The sequence below is a fragment of the Lysinibacillus telephonicus genome, from assembly GCF_039654155.1.
Classification (GTDB): domain Bacteria; phylum Bacillota; class Bacilli; order Bacillales_A; family Planococcaceae; genus Ureibacillus; species Ureibacillus telephonicus.
In genome coordinates, this window is record NZ_CP155468.1 from 3,108,787 (window position 1) to 3,127,126 (window position 18,340).

The following is an 18,340-nucleotide window of genomic DNA, read 5'->3' on the forward strand; positions in this document are numbered from 1 at the left end:
TTTTAAAAGTTAATGGCGTCGATTTTTCCCACCCATTTGAATAGGAGTGGTGATTGCTTTGATTCGTTCCATAATTCGAGCGGCTTTAACGACTTCTACATCCCCTCGTGAGCTTTGTGCTAAATGATGTTCCAATCCATCATAATCGAAATTTGAAGTAATAAATGTTGGAAGCTGCTCACTCATACGATAATGTAAAATCGTTCCTAATATTTCATCCCTCGTCCAGCTGGATAACGTTTCCGCTCCAATATCATCAAGCATTAACACTGGTGCACGTTTCACATAGTCAACTTTTTCATTTAATGATTGGTCATGAATTGAATTTTTCATTTCCCGTAAAAATTCAGGAACAAATACTACAACTGTTTGAATTTTTAAACTCGCTAATTCGTTAGCTATTGCTCCAAGCACGAAAGATTTACCGACTCCAAATTCTCCATATAGATAAAAACCTTTTGTTGGAAGCTCCCCGGTACTTTTATATTGTGCAATAAAATCAGCAGCTTTATTCGCAATATTTACCCGTGATGTGTTATCAATTTGCAAATCTTTTAAAGTAGCCCTAAGAACATCCTTTGGCATATGCATGCTTGATATCATGGACTCAATAACACGTCTTTCATCTTCTATAATTTTCTGCTGGCATTTTTCGTACTGCACATCAATCATATTTTGTGAAATATACAATTTCGGAACAAATCCTTTTAAGTAATTCGTGCATTGTTCAGTATTTCCACAGTTACAGCATTCAGTCGACTGACTAATATATTCATATAACTTTGGTAAACTTCGCTCAACCATTTCTAAATTTACTATTTGGTCGTTCTCAGCTAGAAATCTTTGCACAGCACCATTTTCTAAAATTTCTTGTCGAATGGAATTATACCGCTCCTGAAATGATGGAACTTTAATTGTTCTTTTTAATGAATTGTTAATCGGTTCGATTTTAGGTCACCTACCCGTCTTGTACACCAAGTTTTTTTAATATTTTTAGACGCTCTTGTTCAAAATCAATAGCTGTTGTTTCTTTTGATTGGGTACTCTCGTTTTTTTGTTCATTTCTTTTATAAAACCATTCAGGAACAATCTCTTTGCTAGCAGCATTTTTCTTTTTATAACTACTTGTTGATGTAGTAGTTTTTTGTTCGTTTTCATTTTTCCATTTTGTATACTTATCACGTTCTGTTCGAGCTAATTCCATAGCTTCTTTTGCGGTTTTTAAATTTTTACGCATCCAGTGGTCGGCTATTCTTTCGACATATTTTTGCGGAAGCTTCATATCAGTTGTAAGCATAACATATTCGAGAAGCACATTAACTACCCCTACAGGCATACCGTGTTTAACAACTAAATCTTCAGCAATTTGAACAGAGGATGGCAAAGGTTCCTTCCCATTATTTATATCTCGCAACACTTGAATCGGCGGAGTCGTTTCGAGATAATGCTGAAGCTCTTGTTCCTTAGAATTCTTTTCTTGAATAATTGGTGCATCGGTTTGTATAAATGTCTTTTGTAATTTGGGTGCATCCTTTGAAACAGTCAACTTATAATAGTCAGCAGCCGCCTTCTTTAAGCGCTCCTTTGAAATGTGAATATTATCATCTAATGCTAAAATGACAACCTTTTGCATGTCTAAAGGAGATAATTGATAGAGAAACGCAAGCTTTGCAATTACTTCCTTCACTTCTAATGTAATACTACTTGAAGGAATAAGCTGTTCTGATAGCCCTGACATTAGAAGATTAAAATCAAATTGTTCATAATAAAAAGGATATTCCTTATTTGACCTTTTTACGTCAGTATGAAAAAAGTCTTTTGGTACGTTTGTATGAACTGGCTTATAAACATCAATAAAGGATCTTGAAATTTCTTTATAGGCATCTTTATTTATTTGTTTTACAAAACGCTTTCGTAATTTTCGATAGGCTTGTTCGCCAATTTTTGAAAATAGAAACATTGATAATAATGGATCTTGGAAAAACGTATGCGCATCAAGTGGTCGATTTAATTCATAAATAAAGTGGCGGCTTTCTCCTTCATCTTTTCGCCACGTTCGAAGTAGACCGATTGCTTCAAGCGCTATACGTGCTTCGAATATTTTTCCAATCGGTGCATCTAATACGTTCATTAAGTGATAGTGGGTCATTGGGCTTGAATGTATGTCTTCTCCCTCAGCCCATAAAGTTAAATAAAGACTAATAGGCTCTGCCCCAGTTAACGGTTGATAAAACAGCGTTAATAGCTGACGTTCATTCGTTGAAAGGAAGTGAGGGAGACTAATTTCAAAATGATCCGCTGGCTGTATTTCCTTGTACAAATGAACCATTTTCATCCCTCCATCTGTTTATTTTTTAATATCCGTTTGACGATGAAGCAATTCTTTCAGCTCGGAAATAAACACATTAATATCTTTAAATTGTCTATAAACAGAGGCAAAACGAACGTAGGCAACTTCATCTTCTTTCGCAAGTCGATCCATTACCATTTCCCCAACATCCTCAGATCTTACTTCGGGGTTGCCGATTCTCCTTAAATCCTTTTCAATTGAAATAACTATTCCCTCTAATGTTTCTAATGATACTGGCCGTTTCTCACATGCTCGTATTAAACCGCGCAATACTTTTTCACGACTAAATTCTTCCCTCGAACCATCTTTCTTAACAACGATTAAAGGTGTTTCTTCTATTTTTTCAAAAGTTGTAAAACGAAAGCCGCATGATTCACATTCACGACGTCTTCGAATCTCTTTATTATCATCAACGGGTCTAGAATCTACGACACGTGTTCCATTAAATTGACAAGCTGGACATCTCATAAAAATTTTCTCCTGGTTCACTCTATTTGGTAATCTTATTATAACAAAACTAGTTCAACTAGAAAAACAGCACTTTATTGTTTATGCAAATCTACATTTTAATACAATTCGTGAAATAATGAAATTAGAAAAACACATCTCTTTCAAAATTTTTGTTTTTTCGGTCAAATAAAAAAAGGCAGGAGTAAAAACTCCTACCTGCATAACTCAAAATGATTAAGCTACTACTACTTCTAAAGCTTTCGCAACTTTTTTAGTTAAATCTACAACGCGTGCAGAATAACCCCATTCATTATCATACCATGCTAAAACTTTAACTTTTCTTGAACCCATAACCATTGTTAATGGTCCATCTACAGTTGATGAGTAAGTCGTTGTGTTATAGTCTGTTGAAACTAGTGGTTCAACTGTGAAGTTTAAAATGCCTTTCATGGATCCTTCTGCAGCTGCCTTGAATGCTGCATTTACTTCTTCAACAGTTACATCTTTTTTCAAGTCAACAACAAGGTCAACAAGAGATACGTTTGGTGTTGGTACACGTAAAGCCATTCCATGCAGCTTGCCTTTTAATTCAGGCAACACTAATGATAATGCTTTTGCAGCGCCTGTTGATGTTGGAATGATGCTTTCCGCACATGCACGGGCACGGCGTAAATCTTTATGTGGATTATCAATATTTTTTTGATCATTTGTATAGGCATGAACTGTTGTCATTAAACCATTTTCAATACCAAATGTATCATTTAAAACCTTCGCTACAGGTGCTAGACAGTTTGTAGTACAAGATGCATTTGAAATTACATCATGTTTTGAAACATCTAACAATTCATCATTAACTCCCATTACGATTGTGATATCCTCATTCTTACCTGGAGCAGTTAAGATAACCTTTTTAGCACCAGCCTCTAAATGCATCGCAGCTTTATCGCGTTCGTTAAATTTACCAGTAGCTTCAATTACGATATCTACACGCATTTGTTTCCACGGTAACTTTAAAGGATCACGTTCGCTAATAAGTTCGATGCGTTTCCCGTTCACAATTAAAGCGTTTTCTTCAACTTCAATTGTTCCTTCAAATTTCCCGTGATTTGTGTCATACTTTATTAAATGTGCTAACGTTTCTGCTGGGTAGCTTGCATTAATAGCAACAATACTTAAGTCTTCTTGAACGATTGCTTGGCGAAAAACCATACGGCCAATGCGGCCAAAACCGTTAATAGCAATAGAAACTGTCATTATATATATATCCTCCTGATAATTAGAGTTTAATTATGTCATCCATTCTCCCAAATAGTATAGCACATTTATTAAAAAGGTGAACACATTCTTTCGATAATAAAAAAGTTCTTATTTTCTGAAAATAAGAACTGTGTAAACCCCCTATTACTGACGCTGTACTTTCGTCACAAATAGGCTTGCCGGCGAGTTATGCCACGTCGTATGTCAAACAAATTATCCTCATCGAAAAGTAAAAAAACACCTCTACAAATATTATTTGTAGAGGTGGAGTTCTTTAATAAGTTACTTTCAAATGACATTCCACTTTTTTAGAATTTTCTCTAACTGCTCTTTTGTCTCTTCAATCGTACCGTTATTATAAATGACAGCATCAGCACCCTGTTCTTTTACTTTTAAAGGCAATTGTGAGCTGATTCGAGCTTTCGCTTCTTCTTCACTTAATTGATTTCTTTCCATTAAGCGTTTTAATTGTGTTTGTTCTGTTACCGTAACGACTAAAATCTTTTCAACAAAGTGCTGTAATTTGCTTTCAAATAATAATGGAATATCCATCACGACTGTTTTTTCACCATTTTCAAGGTACTCATCTCGCTGTCTAAGCATTTCTTGACGAATAGCGGGGTGAATAATTGCATTTAATGCTTTTCGTTTTTCTTCATCATGAAAAATAATGGATCCAACTTTTTGCCGATTCATTGCACCATCTTCAGTTAAAATGTCTTCCCCAAAGACAGCAACAATTTTTTTTAAAGTAGGTGTTCCAGGCTCAACAACGAGGCGAGCTACTAAATCCGCATCGACAATCGGTAATCCATGTTCCTTTAACATATTTGCAACTGTACTTTTTCCACTTGCAATACTCCCTGTTAACCCAATAATCACTTTTCATCCCACACCCTTTTAATGTTGACATTGTGGGCAATAGACCGAAGTCCGCCCGCCAATGACAAGCGATTTAGTAGAAGTTCCACATTGTGGACAGCTTTTTTTGCCGTACATTTTTAAACGATGCTGCATGCCGCCAGCTTCCCCGTTAATGTTTCGATAATCAGAAATTGTTGAGCCTCCCATTTCAATACTTTGCTGCAAAATATTGCGGATTACTTCAAACAATTCTATTTTACGTTTTTTACTAATACGACTTACCTTTCTTGCAGGATGAATCCCCATTTTAAATAAAGATTCCGTTGCATAAATATTGCCGCATCCTGAGATTACTTGACCATCCATAATAACTTCTTTAATCGCCTTATTGCGATATTTTGGAAGCTCGCATTTTTCAATAAAATACTGACAAGCTGCATCATCAAATGGTTCTGGCGCCATTTGCAAAAGTGGAGGATGCTCGTTTTCGTTCGAAATGAATCGCATTTCTCCAAAACGGCGAATGTCGGCATAAATAAGAAGTTCCCCAGATTTTAAGTAAAAAATAGCATGGATATGCTTGCGAAATTTCTCTTCAGTTATTTCATTTATTTTTGTTACAACAAACCATGCCCCCGTCATTCCTAAATGATTGACAAAAAGAAAATGTTCTTCGTCCTTTTTTAAATAAAAATAAATGTATTTTGCTCGACGGTTAATTTTATCGATAGTCATTCCTTGAAATACTTCTTCAAAAAGATTCGGTTCGATATTTTTTATAATACATTGCTTTCCTTCCGACCATGAACTATAAATCGTTTTTGAAAGCTCCACTTTTTCAATTGTTTTTCCTTCTACCGCAGGCACTAAAGCCCGAACAACACCTTCTACTTCCGGTAATTCAGGCATATTTCCACTTCCTTATTTCGCGTCGTACCATGTGCTGCCATAAGAAAAATCTACTTTTAATGGAACCGCTAGTTCAATTGCGTGCTCCATTACTTCAGGTACGATTCGTTCTAAAATTTCAATTTCCTCTTTTGGTGCTTCAAAAATTAATTCATCATGAACTTGCAATAATAATTTAGATTTTAAACCTTCTTCTTTCAATCGTGCATCCATATCAATCATAGCCTTTTTAATAATGTCAGCTGCACTTCCTTGAATCGGTGTATTCATTGCTGTTCGTTCTGCAAAGCTGCGCAAATTGAAGTTTCTGCTAGTAATATCAGGCAAATAGCGGCGGCGATTTAGAATGGTAGTAACATAGCCTTTTAGCTTCGCTTCTTGGACGATATTGTCCATATAATCTTTTACACCAGGGAAGCTTTGCAAGTATTTATCAATGAATTCTGATGCTTCTTTTCGAGTAATATCTAAACTTTGTGATAAACCATAATCACTAATGCCGTACACAATGCCGAAGTTTACAGCTTTAGCAGCTCGACGCATATTGGATGTTACTTCTTCTGCTGGAACATGGAATACATCCATCGCTGTACGAGTATGAATATCCATTCCTTGCTTAAATGCATCAACTAGATTTTCATCCTGTGACATATGTGCTAAAACACGCAATTCGATTTGTGAATAATCTGCTGCAAATAATACCCAATCTTTTTCTGAAGGTACGAATGCTTGTCTTATTTTACGTCCTTCCTCCAAGCGAATCGGGATGTTTTGCAAGTTCGGGTCAGTAGAACTTAGACGTCCTGTAGCTGTAAGTGCTTGTTGGAATCTTGTATGAACCTTGCTATCCTCACTATGAACTTCTTTAATTAGCCCTTCAATATAAGTTGATTGCAGCTTTGCCAGCTGTCGATAGTCTAAAATATATTTGACAATCGTATGTTCAGATTGTAGTTTTTCTAGCACGTCTGCTGCAGTTGAATAACCCGTTTTTGTCTTCTTAACAACAGGAAGGCCTAATTTTTCAAATAAAATTACACCCAACTGCTTTGGTGAATTAATGTTGAAATTTTCCCCTGCTAGTTCGTAAATTTCTTTTTCAAGTGCAGAAATTTTTTGTTCCAGCTCTTCACCCATTTGTTTAAGTGTCGAAATATTAACCTTTATACCTTCACTTTCCATAGAGCCTAGAATAGAGGCAAGTGGAAGTTCTAAATCGTGATATAAATTAAATTGTTCATTTTCTTTTAATTTAACTTCCAGTACAGGCTGCAATGACCAAATAGCAAACGCTTTGCGGCAAACGTGCTCTGCTAATACATGTATTTCAGGCACTGTCCATTTTGCACCTTTTCCGTAAATTGTTTCATTAGCTTGTACATCTGTATAACCAAATTCCTTCGATAATGTTGCAACATCATCACCAGAAATTGCGGGATTAGCGATATATGATGCAAGCAGCATATCAAAAACAACCCCGTGCAAATTAATATCAATCCTTTTTAATATGGCTTGTGCTGCTTTGCTGTCAGACATGTACTTTTTCTTCGTTTCGTCTTCTAGCCATTTCTTTATCGCTTCATTTTGATGCATTGCTTCGAATGGAACGAAAAATGTTTTAGCTCCATCTGTAAAGCCAAAGCCTAAAATTTGGCATGAATGATAATGCTCATTTTCAAGCTCAACATGAACAGCCATTACGTCTTGAAGCATATCCTCTGTTACGTTTTCGGTAATATCAAATTTAAGCTCAGCTGTTTCCTTTTCCTCCATTTGAAAATCGCTTTTTTCAATTAACGATTTAAAAGAAAGCTCTTGCCAAACATTTAATAGTTCTTCTTCATTTGGACCAGGATAATTTAAATCATCTAATGAAATTTCAATTGGAGCTTCTGTGAATATCGTAGCAAGCTTTTTCGATAATTTCGCTTGCTCTTCATTATCGAGTAGCTTTTCCTTCATCTTTGATTGCTTCATATCAGCAATTTGTTCGTATAAAGCCTCAACTGAACCATATTCTTTTAATAATTTAATAGCTGTTTTTTCACCAATTCCAGGAACTCCAGGGATATTATCAGAAGTATCCCCCATTAATCCTTTCATATCGATAATTTGAAGTGGAGTGAGTCCATATTTTTCTTCGATATGGGCTGGCGTATATTTTTCGATATCCGTCATACCTTTGCGAGTAATATAAACTGTAACCTGTTCTGTTGCTAATTGCGTTAAGTCTTTATCACCAGAAACAACAATTACGTCCATGTCTTTTGCAGATGCTTCTTTTGCAAGCGTTCCTATAATATCATCAGCCTCGTAAAGCTCTTTTTCGTATCGCTTAATTTGATAAGCATCGATTAGCTTTCTCAAATATGGGAATTGCTCAGATAGTTCGGGCGGCGTTTTCTGTCTTCCGCCCTTATACTCTTCAAAGGACTCATGACGGAATGTTGTTTTTCCTGCATCAAAAGCAACGAGCATTTTTGTAGGCTTCTCTTCCTCTAAAATTTTTTGAAGCATTGTCGTAAACCCATATACTGCATTCGTATGAATTCCACTATCATTTGTTAATAGCGGCAATGCAAAAAATGCACGGTATGCTAAGCTATTCCCATCTAGTAATAATAACTTTTCTTTCCCCATTCAGTAGCACTCCTTTATCGGACTATTATGTAATTAAATTTTATTCTTTTACTGACACTAAAAAATTTTTATCCCTTATCAGTGTAACCTATTTCTGTTCTACTTTATCTTGAAATGAGTTTTAATTCCATTATAAAACACGTATTGATTCGAATACGATCAATACGTGTTTTTTTGTTGAAAAATATTAGCTATGAACTTTAGTAGTTTTACTGTCTGATTGTCTTGGATAAAAAATTTCCTCATAAATAACAGTTAATAAAAATGCATTCATAAAGGCGAATACTAAATAAAGCGGCATTCCACCTAGCTCATACCCCATTAATGATCGCCAAAATACTTCAACTAGCCCTACTTGTGCAAAATAAAAAATCATCCCTATTCCAACTTGCCAAATTGGACGCTTGTCTTTCCTTTTGTCGAATTTAAAAACCTTTTTAAAGCTATATCGAACATCTTTTGCTATGAAAAATGTTAAAGCAAACATGATGATAAACAATACTGGTAAGTGATAAATTTCAATTTTCATCCAAGAGTATGGTGTTGGACTATATAATGCCGTAATCGAACAAGCCATAATAAATGCTAAAAGGAAATTTAGAATCCATCTATTTAAAATATTCAACAGCCATTCCTCTCTTTCTATTAATTAATTATCCCACGACTAACTTGTCCTATTTCGGACTCGTGTTTGAGGCCGCTTGTATGCAATGTACTAGATAATCTTTCTTTCCCAATTCTACTGCGAGATTTACATGATTATCTGGAGCCTTCTCTTCATTCAACGCCGTTTGACCACAACTAAAATCCTATGGAGCTTTCTGTACTGGCCGCCTGAACATGTCGCTTCACTTTCAGTACAAAAAAGAAGATAAATCACTACTTCATTATAACAAGAATTATATTATTATAAAGTAGTAAATTATGTATCTATGTGTAAGCAAATAAGTAATAAATTGTTTTCGTTTAATTAAAAAACCATTTTAAACAAAAAATGTTCAAAATGGTTTGGGATACTTATTAAAACAGAATTTAAATCTTTTTTATTTTTTGTATGAAAATACTATTGATAAAACGCCATTTACAGCTAAGAATGTTACAACAGCTACTATAGGTAAAGCTAAATCTGGTGAAAAAACTCTAATGGAATGCCAAGGGGACCCGAAACTATAAGTAAGAAGAGGAATAAGTGAAATAGATAAAGCTAAGCAGATAACCCCTACTATACGCCATAAGCCTTTTTTTCTAGTATATTTAGATTTAACTGCTAAAAATAAATAAATGAAAGATCCTAAAAGCAAGCAAACAAATACTAAAACAATCAATTGAATTGTCGGTGTATTATGTGGAATTTCAATTGGATCCTCACCTTTTAGAATATTAATAATACCTAATTTCACATAATATAGTCCTTCCTCTTCTAGAACATTATTTTTGTTTGTAAGTATTATTCCACCCCAGTCTATTTTCGGAATATAAAATACCTCTGCATGTGAATCTGGAGTTGAACCTGAATGCCATATCATTTTTTCGTTGGAATTTGGATTTGAAATTCGGATTCCTAAACCATAATAACGATCTTTTCCTGTTTCAATATATGGATTTAAATATAAATTCTTATTTTCTTCGTTTAAAAAATTGTTAAAATCCTGATCTCTTAAAAATTTTATGAATTGGACCATATCATTTACACTTGCCGTTAAGTACCCGTAAGGAGCACCGCCATTATCATAGTCAACCATACTTTTTCGTGGTATTCCAAACCAAGACTGGTACCCACTTAAATAGCCTTTTTTATATGCTGAGTCATAGTCAGCAGCTGCCGTTCTCATCTTTAGTGGTTGAAATACATTTTGCTCCATGTATTCCGAGTATGTTTGATTCGTCACTTCCTCAATAAGAGCACCAAGAATCAAAAAATTGGCATTACTATATTGATGCTTTTCTCCAACAGGAGCCGTAAGCTTTATGTCTGATAAACTTTCTGCATGACTTTTAATTGCATTGAAGTCGTTTGATTCTTTGTCTGATATTGTTAATCCAGTATACGTACTAATTCCACTCGTTTGGGTAAGTAGGTGTTTAATTGTTATTTGTGCTGCAGCTTGTTTATCATCCAGTGTGAACCAAGGGATATGCTTTTGTATGGGATCATCGAGCTCGATACTATTTTCATTGATTAATCGCATTATAGCTAAGCCGGTGAATGATTTGCTGATAGAACCTATTGTAAACGGTGTATTAGTAGTTATTTATTCTTCTGATTCCCCCGTAACACCCCATGAGTTTGAATAAAAAACCTCACCATTATGTATTAGGGCAACTGATGCACCGGGAACTTTATATTCTTCTAGATAAGAAACAATGTAATCTTCGATTTTTTTCTTAATATCTTGTTGTGCAGAAACTTGATTTATTGGTAGAAGTAAGAAAAATGTAATGTAAATTAAAATTATTTTGGGTAAAACCTTCATGGTATTCATATTACATCCAGCTCCTAATTTTTTTTGCACTATTATGTATTGAATTTTGCATTGAAAGCAGCTATTTCTATTAACAAGTCAATTCATTTCGATTTATGTAAACGAAGGTTGAATTAAATATAACAATTTAATGGAAATTCTTTAATACATTTTTAGGTGTAACCTGTTATACATCTATAGACTTAGATAACCAGATTAGGAATGGAATTACTTTCGTGGGAAGAAAAAAACATCTATAAAAGGGGATTTCCCTTTATATAGATGCTTTCATTTATTATTCGATATAGCCTGATAATACTCGAGCGTATGGTGAATCTGATGGTAGGATAATAACTGTATCTTCACCAATCGTTTGTTTATATGACTCTAATGTTCGGTATAATGAGTAGAATTCTGGATCTTTTGAAAATGCTTGGTTGTAGATTTTAGCAGCCTCTGATTCACCCTCTGCTCGGATAATTGCTGCTTCTTTTTCCGCAGTTGCAATTAACTCTTTTACTTGACGGTCTGTTTGGGCTTCAATTCTATTTTTATCTGCATCCCCTTCAGATAAATATTTTTGGGCAATCGATCCACGTTCTGAAATCATTCGAGTGTATACTGATTGCTCATTTTCCTCCGGTAAATCTGTACGGCGAATTCGAACATCTACTACACTAATACCAAAATTCCCGCTTTCTAATAACTCATTAACCTTTTCTGTTACACGGTCATTCAAACTACCGCGCGATGAATTTTCATCATTTATAATTTGATCATAATTTAATTGTCCAAGCTCAGTTCGAATAACAGAGTAAATAAATTCCTCCATGCGGGATTCCGCATTGATTAACGTACCTGCATTTGAAATAAGCTTCTTTGGATCTGTTACGCGCCATACTGCGTAATTATCAATAATGATGCGTTTTTTATCTAATGTATTAATCTCTTCTTCCGTCATGTCATACGTCATTAAATTCTTTGGTAGTGTTGTGACACTTTGAATAAATGGGATTTTCATATTTAACCCTGGATTTTCCTCATATTTCACAACTTCACCAAATTGGCGAACAACTTTATATTCATTTTCTTTAACGATATAAACATTTGCAATACAGATAACAATAGCAGCAAAAATAATCGTTAAAACTATTGCAGATTTCCAAAATTGACGGAAATTAAATGATTTTTTATTTTGATCTTTAACAATTTTTGCATCTTGGATATCAATCACATCTCTTTTCTTCTTATTGTTATTCCCAAAAAGAGATTTAACGAATTTTTCTAAATCTCCATCGAACTGATTTTTATTATTGCTCATTATTTTTCGCTCCTTCCGTCGATTCATCTACTGGTTTTTGAGACGAATTTGTCGTCGGCTGAAGAGGTAAATACTTTAATGTCTCCCCATCATCATTCATAATGTAAATTTGCGCATTGGGCAATACCGTTTCTAATGTTTCCAAAATTAGGCGTTGACGTGTAATTTCACGATTGCCGGTATATTGTTCATATAATTTATTGAATACAGCAACTTCACCTTCAGCTTGTTGGATGCGGGCAATTTTTTCCCCTTCTGCACGAGAAATAATTGCATCCTTTTCCCCCTGTGCTTCGCTTAACTTTTGGTTTTCATATTTTTTTGCTTCATTTGTTTTCGTATTTTTTGTTTCACGAGCATCTGTCACCGCTGTAAATGCAGCACGAACCTCTTCATTTGGCAACTCGACATCCTGAAGCTTTACTCCTAAGATGCTAATTCCAATATCATATTTTTCGATTAATGAAACGAGCAAATCTCGAGTATTTGCTTCAATTTCTGCCTTTCCATCTGTCAATGCCTCATCAATTGTTGAGCTGCCGATAATAGAACGAATCGCACTCGAAGTAGCACTATGTAATATTTCTTTTGGATCTTGTGCATTAAATAAGTATTTTTCTGGTTCTGTTATTTTCCATTGCACGACTAAATCAGTTAGTACGATGTTTTCGTCGCCTGTAATCATTTTCGTTTCATCATCATAGGCCTCAATTTCACCATCTTCGCTTTGTTTATAGCCAAATTGCAAACTATATGTTTCTTTTGAAAGAACTTCAACTTTTTGGATTGGCCATGGCAATTTAAAATGCAAACCAGAATCAGTTACCATGTCGTCAGCACGACCGAATGTAATAACTACTGCTTGTTCTGATTCATCTACTGTATACCAAGAAGTAAAAGCAGCGATTAATAAAATAATGGACAGGAGTCCTAGTCCAGTGATTAATAAAGTACGTTTTATACTCATCTAAATCCCCCTATATTTATAACTTTTAACCGTTAACTAATCTACGTTTATTTCCTTGAAAAGTTTCAACAAAATTATAAAATACAGCTATAAACCTTTTAGAAAGTCAAAACCACCAGTATAACTGGTGGTTTGCTCTTCGCGTGAAACGCTGGGTTACTGGCTCCTGTCTAAAGACATTCTGAAAGGTCCGCCAACCGCACTTCGCTTCCTCACTTTGCCGCTAAAGCGGCTTTTTTATTTCTTTCTTCGATTGATTTCTTCTCCTGTGAAAGGGTCAATGAATTCTTTCATTGTCATTTGATCTTCCAGGATATCTTCTTGTAATTGATTTTTGATATATTCTTGTATTGTTTTTTTATTTCTTCCTACTGTATCCACATAAAATCCTCTGCACCAAAATTTTCTGTTTCCATATCGATATTTCAGATTGGCGTGTCGATCGAAAATCATTAAACTACTCTTCCCTTTTAAATAACCTACAAATCCTGAAACACTTAACTTCGGTGGAATACTTACTAACATATGAATATGATCGGGACATGCACTTGCTTCTATGATTTCCACGCCTTTTCTTTCACACAATTGTCGCAGGATTCTTCCTATATCTGCCTTTATTTGACCATAAATCACTTGTCTTCTATATTTCGGTGCAAACACAATGTGATACTTACAATTCCACGTTGTATGTGCTAAACTTTTCTTATCCATTTTGGAGCTCCTTTCGTACGAAGTCGGTTGACCAGACCTGACTTTATTGTACGACTGGAGTTTTTTTTATGTCCATAGCTATAAGCTTTCCGGAACCCCCTGCATAGCAGGGGGTTTTCATTTATACAAAAAAAGAAAATGCCCCTAAAAATAGGGGCATTTCCTTCAAGCATTAACATTTTAAAATTACTAAATCTGAAACAGGGGGGTTTCTATAAACAATATTATTCAAAAAGTATGAAGTTAAAATAACAGCATTGTAAATGTATTGTTAAATTCATTTGTAAAGTGGTATCGATACTTTCATACATGTTCCAACCCCAACAGTACTTTCTACTGTAATTTTACCATTATGAGCTTCAATTAAATGCTTCACTATCGCCAATCCTAATCCTGTTCCACCAGAATTGCGGCTTCTCGCCTTATCAACTCGATAAAAGCGTTCAAAAATACGGGGAATTTCACCCTTCTCAATTCCCATTCCCTGATCCTCTACTTCAATAATTCCATATTCATTATTTTCTTTTATTCGTAGTGTAATTGTTGTGTCTTCTGGAGAATACGTTATCGAATTCGTAATAAGATTTGTGAACACCTGAATAAGTCGGTTAAAATCGCCCATTACCATTACGTCTCGGACAATATCTACGTTAAATTGCATATTTTTTTCATCTAGACGTGGACTAGTTAACTCAACTGCACGAATTAATACTTCTTGTAGACTTGTTGGTGCAATGTCCACAGAAAAACCGTGCTGTTCTATTTTTGATAATTCCAATAGATCTTGAATCAGCATTTGGAGACGATTGCTTTCCTGATAAATTATTTCTAAAAATGAAATTAACATTTTCTCATCTTTAAACGCACCATCTAATAAAGTTTCTGAAAAGCCTTTAATCGATGTAATTGGCGTCCGTAATTCATGAGAAACATTTGCTACAAAATCCTTTCTGATTTGTTCAAGACGAATCAGCTCGGAAATGTCATGCATGACAATAACTACGCCTAACCATCGCCCGTGCTCGCCAACTACAGGGGCTCCATATACTTGTTTATATTGGATTTCTTGCTGTACTTCTATTTCAATTTGCTTCCGGTAAGGCAACTCCGTTAAAAATACATGATCAATAAATTTTTCTAATTCAACTGGTAATCCCAGTGTTAAAAAATTTTTTCCCTTTACTTCATCAATCGTTAATTCAAAACCATCTAAAAATTGACGGTTTACAATGGAAACTGTTGCTTCACGATCAATCATAATTAACGCGCTGCCCATATTTTCAATTAAAGTTTTTAAGCGTTCCTCTTCTATTTCACGTATTTTCTCGATTTCTTGTAGATTTCGAGCTAATATATTAATCGAATTTCTTAATTCAACAATACTAGCAGGGCCGATTGCATAGGCTCTTGAACGATAATTCCCTTTTGTTAATTCGCGAGCAGTTTGTGTAATATTTTCAATTGGGTCTAATAAGTTGCGTAATAGATTATTTGCAACAAAACTAATTAGGGCAAATGCCAAAAAAATTAAAAACGTTATGATAAATGAAAATTGCTTCCTAACCTGATCTATTTGATCTGCACTTAAATCAATATTATTTTTTGAGAAGTAACTCTCAATGTAGAACGGAAAAAGCTGACCTAAGACAAAGCCAAGGACAGCTAAAATTGAACCGGTTAATATAATGAAATTTACAAATAATCGGTTATTGTATGATTTCATACGTTTTTCGGCTCCTCGAATTTATAGCCTATTCCTCTAATTGTTTTAATAAACATTGGTTTACGACTATTTTCCTCTATTTTGTCACGCAAATGACTTATATGAACATCTACAATTCGAGTATCACCAGCAAAATCATAATTCCATACTGCGCTTAAAAGCTGATCACGAGTTAATACTCGGTTTTTATTCTCAAGCAAGTAGACTAGAAGCTCAAATTCTTTTGGAGTAAATTCTAATGGCTCATTATCTAAAAATGCCTCAAATCGATCAGGATATACTTGTAATTTTCCATATTGGTAATAATTCGCTTCATTTTCATCTTGTTCTTGATTTTGAACAGGTACAAAGCGACGCAAAACAGCTTTCACTCGAGCAATCACTTCGCGGGGACTAAATGGTTTTGTCATATAATCATCTGCCCCAAGCTCTAATCCCAATACTTTATCAAACTCGTCATCACGAGCAGTTAACATAATGATTGGAATATTACGCTTTTGACTGCGCAATTCTTTGCAAACCTCCATCCCATCCATTGTTGGCAGCATTAAATCTAAAAGAATTAAATCAGGAGAATTTTCGATTGCCATATCCAGACCAACTTTACCATCATGAGCAAGCAGCACTTCGTAACCTACACGTTCAAGATTGTACTTTAATAGAGTTGCAATTGAAACTTCATCTTCTACGACTAAAATTGTTTTTGACATAAAACATTTCCTCTCCAATATTGATTTGAAACCCCCATCTCAAATCAGTACATAAAACTTTTAATAAGGAGGATACACCTTTAAAATCCCTTCAATCACAGGTGTATTTTTTTCTTTATATGCAGTTACATATATATCGACTAGATTTTCTGATTTATTGATATGTTGAACTTCCATCAATATTTCAATTGTTTCATAATGATATACAGGCTCTAAATATACTAAATTTTGTTCACGGATATGAGAACCAGGACCCGGCATATGTTTGGATATGGCAGAAGTGATGATTCCATTTAACATAATAATAGGAACAAGTGGTTTTTTGTATGGTGTTTCTACGGCATAATCATGTTGAACATATAGTGGATTACTATCATTAGTCAAACCTAAATACAATAGTAAATCTTTATCTTCAATTTTTTCCGTAATCTGAAATCTGTCACCAACAATTATTTCATCAATCTTCTTTCCAATTTTCATACCCTTTCGTAGCAACAATTCAGCAACCCCTTTATTTTGAGATTACTTTCATAGTATCAATTTTTTCGAAAAATAACAATGTTATTAGAAAAGCGGAAGTGCCCTGCTTAGCCCCGACAAGTGCTGGAAGGCCCGAATCGAAAGCATCTTTCTAGCTTTCGACCGAGGGACTGAAGCACCTCGAGGGGCTGGGCACTGAAGCTAGACATTTAAGAAAAGTGGAGCGCGTTCGTTCAGCCGCGACTTACTCTGGAGACTTCTGACTAGCATGCTTGCATGCGTAGGAAGAAGTCGAAGCGACTCGAGCGGCTAACGCGCGGAACTAGACATATTAGAAAAGCGGAAGTGCCCCACTTGCCCGACAAGTGCTTCATTAAGCTCAATTAATAAAAAAAGAGCAGGATATTATCCCACTCACCTTAATCTAAATTTATTAAGTCAATATAGCCATTACATCTCGAACAGCTTGAGCTGATATATCTAAAGCTTCTTTTTCTTTATCCGTTAATTCAAGCTCGAATATTTTTTCAATACCGTTGGCGCCAAGTAAAGTTGGAACACCAAGATAAATTCCTTCATAACCATATTCGCCTTCTAAATAAGCAATTGACGGTAATATACGTTTTTGATCTTTGATGATCGCTTCTGCCATTTCAACTAATGCAGCTGCAGGAGCATAGTAAGCAGATCCATTACCGAGTAAATTAACTATTTCACCGCCGCCTGTACGTGTACGCTGAACAATTTGCTCTAATCGTTGTGGGGGGATTAATGTTTCTAATGGAATACCACCAGCAAATGAGTATCGAGTAAGAGGCACCATCGTATCACCGTGTCCACCTAATACGAAGCCTGTAATATCTTTTACTGAAATGTTAAGCTCTTCAGCAACAAATGCACAGAAACGAGCCGTGTCGAGAACACCAGATTGACCGATTACGCGGTTTTTAGGAAATCCAGTTTCTTTGTACACTGTGTAAGTCATAGCATCAACAGGGTTTGTTAAGACGATAATCGTAGAGTTTGGAGAATACTTTGCAATCTCTCCAGATACTGATTTCATAACTTTTTGATTGATTTGAACTAGGTCATCGCGGCTCATTCCTGGTTTACGAGCAACACCTGCCGTAATAATTACTAAATCAGAATCAGCCGTATCTTCATAATTCGAAGTACCTATAACATATGAATCGAATCCTTGAACTGGAGCAGCTTCCCACATATCTAAAGCTTTTCCCTTTGTTGGATTTTCAGCTTGAGGGATATCAACAAGTACAATATCTCCCAGCTCTTTTTGTGCTGCTAAGAATGCAGCTGTTGCACCCGTAAAACCTGCGCCGATTACAGAGATTTTTTTTCGTTTCATTGACATTTTGTAAACGCTCCTTTTAGAAATTTAAAAAAGCATTTTAAAGGTTGACTGTTAAATTATTCCCCTTTATATAAATTTTGATACAATAGCCAATTAAAATCAATATAAAAATGGGCAGCCTTTC

General features: G+C 35.0%; 15 protein-coding genes and 1 pseudogene. All 16 read right to left on the minus strand.

Annotated features, from left to right (window positions below; genetic code table 11):
* Positions 1-9: 9 nt before the first annotated feature.
* Positions 10-948: a primosomal protein DnaI gene (dnaI, locus tag MKY04_RS15005; RefSeq protein ID WP_126295381.1), complete on the minus strand. Its 939-nt coding sequence runs from the start codon at positions 946-948 to the stop codon at positions 10-12.
* Positions 949-958: 10 nt separating this feature from the next.
* Entirely contained in the window at positions 959-2,329 is a 1,371-nt protein-coding gene (locus tag MKY04_RS15010) for a replication initiation and membrane attachment family protein (protein ID WP_126295380.1), read from the minus strand.
* 18 nt (positions 2,330-2,347) lie between these two features.
* The gene (gene nrdR, locus MKY04_RS15015; protein ID WP_126295379.1) at positions 2,348-2,818 is read right to left on the minus strand and encodes a transcriptional regulator NrdR; all 471 of its coding nucleotides are present in this window, start codon (positions 2,816-2,818) and stop codon (positions 2,348-2,350) included.
* A 216-nt stretch (positions 2,819-3,034) separates the two neighbouring features.
* Positions 3,035-4,054 carry a glyceraldehyde-3-phosphate dehydrogenase gene (locus MKY04_RS15020; RefSeq protein WP_126295378.1) on the minus strand — a complete coding sequence of 340 codons (1,020 nt, stop codon included), beginning with the start codon at positions 4,052-4,054 and terminating at the stop codon, positions 3,035-3,037.
* A 291-nt stretch (positions 4,055-4,345) separates the two neighbouring features.
* Positions 4,346-4,939 (minus strand): dephospho-CoA kinase, encoded by a 594-nt coding sequence (gene coaE, locus MKY04_RS15025; RefSeq protein ID WP_126295377.1) that lies wholly within the window; start codon positions 4,937-4,939, stop codon positions 4,346-4,348.
* An 18-nt stretch (positions 4,940-4,957) separates the two neighbouring features.
* Positions 4,958-5,830 (minus strand): bifunctional DNA-formamidopyrimidine glycosylase/DNA-(apurinic or apyrimidinic site) lyase, encoded by an 873-nt coding sequence (gene mutM / locus MKY04_RS15030; protein WP_126295376.1) that lies wholly within the window; start codon positions 5,828-5,830, stop codon positions 4,958-4,960.
* Between the two features lie 12 nt (positions 5,831-5,842).
* Entirely contained in the window at positions 5,843-8,470 is a 2,628-nt protein-coding gene (gene polA, locus MKY04_RS15035; RefSeq protein ID WP_346234654.1) for a DNA polymerase I, read from the minus strand.
* Positions 8,471-8,657: 187 nt separating this feature from the next.
* Positions 8,658-9,095, minus strand: coding sequence for a DNA polymerase I (locus tag MKY04_RS15040; RefSeq protein ID WP_185807781.1), 438 nt, complete (start codon positions 9,093-9,095; stop codon positions 8,658-8,660).
* Between the two features lie 418 nt (positions 9,096-9,513).
* A pseudogene (locus tag MKY04_RS15045) lies at positions 9,514-10,953 on the minus strand (serine hydrolase domain-containing protein).
* Between the two features lie 274 nt (positions 10,954-11,227).
* Positions 11,228-12,253 (minus strand): protease modulator HflC, encoded by a 1,026-nt coding sequence (locus MKY04_RS15055; RefSeq protein WP_346234656.1) that lies wholly within the window; start codon positions 12,251-12,253, stop codon positions 11,228-11,230.
* The gene (gene hflK / locus MKY04_RS15060; protein ID WP_126295372.1) at positions 12,243-13,220 is read right to left on the minus strand and encodes an FtsH protease activity modulator HflK; all 978 of its coding nucleotides are present in this window, start codon (positions 13,218-13,220) and stop codon (positions 12,243-12,245) included. Before hflK ends, MKY04_RS15055 begins: the two co-directional genes overlap by 11 nt.
* 237 nt (positions 13,221-13,457) lie before the next feature.
* Complete coding sequence (gene tnpA / locus MKY04_RS15065; protein WP_346234657.1) at positions 13,458-13,931, minus strand: IS200/IS605 family transposase; 474 nt, start codon at positions 13,929-13,931, stop codon at positions 13,458-13,460.
* Between the two features lie 277 nt (positions 13,932-14,208).
* The gene (gene pnpS / locus MKY04_RS15070) at positions 14,209-15,654 is read right to left on the minus strand and encodes a two-component system histidine kinase PnpS (RefSeq protein ID WP_126294653.1); all 1,446 of its coding nucleotides are present in this window, start codon (positions 15,652-15,654) and stop codon (positions 14,209-14,211) included.
* Positions 15,651-16,364 carry a response regulator transcription factor gene (locus MKY04_RS15075; RefSeq protein WP_126294652.1) on the minus strand — a complete coding sequence of 238 codons (714 nt, stop codon included), beginning with the start codon at positions 16,362-16,364 and terminating at the stop codon, positions 15,651-15,653. The genes pnpS and MKY04_RS15075 overlap by 4 nt, the downstream gene beginning before the upstream one ends.
* Positions 16,365-16,424: 60 nt before the next feature.
* A complete protein-coding gene (locus tag MKY04_RS15080; RefSeq protein WP_126294655.1) occupies positions 16,425-16,859 on the minus strand; it encodes a MaoC/PaaZ C-terminal domain-containing protein in 435 nt (144 codons plus the stop codon).
* 418 nt (positions 16,860-17,277) lie between these two features.
* Complete coding sequence (mdh, locus tag MKY04_RS15085) at positions 17,278-18,216, minus strand: malate dehydrogenase (protein WP_346234658.1); 939 nt, start codon at positions 18,214-18,216, stop codon at positions 17,278-17,280.
* Positions 18,217-18,340: the final 124 nt, after the last annotated feature.

What these genes read in the sequence shown, in the direction of transcription:
- mutM (WP_126295376.1), bottom strand. Translation starts at nt 5,830, where the DNA reads ATGCCTGAATTACCGGAAGTAGAAGGTGTTGTTCGGGCTTTAGTGCCT.
- polA (WP_346234654.1), bottom strand. Translation starts at nt 8,470, where the DNA reads ATGGGGAAAGAAAAGTTATTATTACTAGATGGGAATAGCTTAGCATAC.
- tnpA (WP_346234657.1), bottom strand. Translation starts at nt 13,931, where the DNA reads ATGGATAAGAAAAGTTTAGCACATACAACGTGGAATTGTAAGTATCAC.
- MKY04_RS15075 (WP_126294652.1), bottom strand. Translation starts at nt 16,364, where the DNA reads ATGTCAAAAACAATTTTAGTCGTAGAAGATGAAGTTTCAATTGCAACT.
- mdh (WP_346234658.1), bottom strand. Translation starts at nt 18,216, where the DNA reads ATGTCAATGAAACGAAAAAAAATCTCTGTAATCGGCGCAGGTTTTACG.
- MKY04_RS15055 (WP_346234656.1), bottom strand. Translation starts at nt 12,253, where the DNA reads ATGAGCAATAATAAAAATCAGTTCGATGGAGATTTAGAAAAATTCGTT.
- hflK (WP_126295372.1), bottom strand. Translation starts at nt 13,220, where the DNA reads ATGAGTATAAAACGTACTTTATTAATCACTGGACTAGGACTCCTGTCC.
- MKY04_RS15010 (WP_126295380.1), bottom strand. Translation starts at nt 2,329, where the DNA reads ATGGTTCATTTGTACAAGGAAATACAGCCAGCGGATCATTTTGAAATT.
- MKY04_RS15020 (WP_126295378.1), bottom strand. Translation starts at nt 4,054, where the DNA reads ATGACAGTTTCTATTGCTATTAACGGTTTTGGCCGCATTGGCCGTATG.
- pnpS (WP_126294653.1), bottom strand. Translation starts at nt 15,654, where the DNA reads ATGAAATCATACAATAACCGATTATTTGTAAATTTCATTATATTAACC.
- nrdR (WP_126295379.1), bottom strand. Translation starts at nt 2,818, where the DNA reads ATGAGATGTCCAGCTTGTCAATTTAATGGAACACGTGTCGTAGATTCT.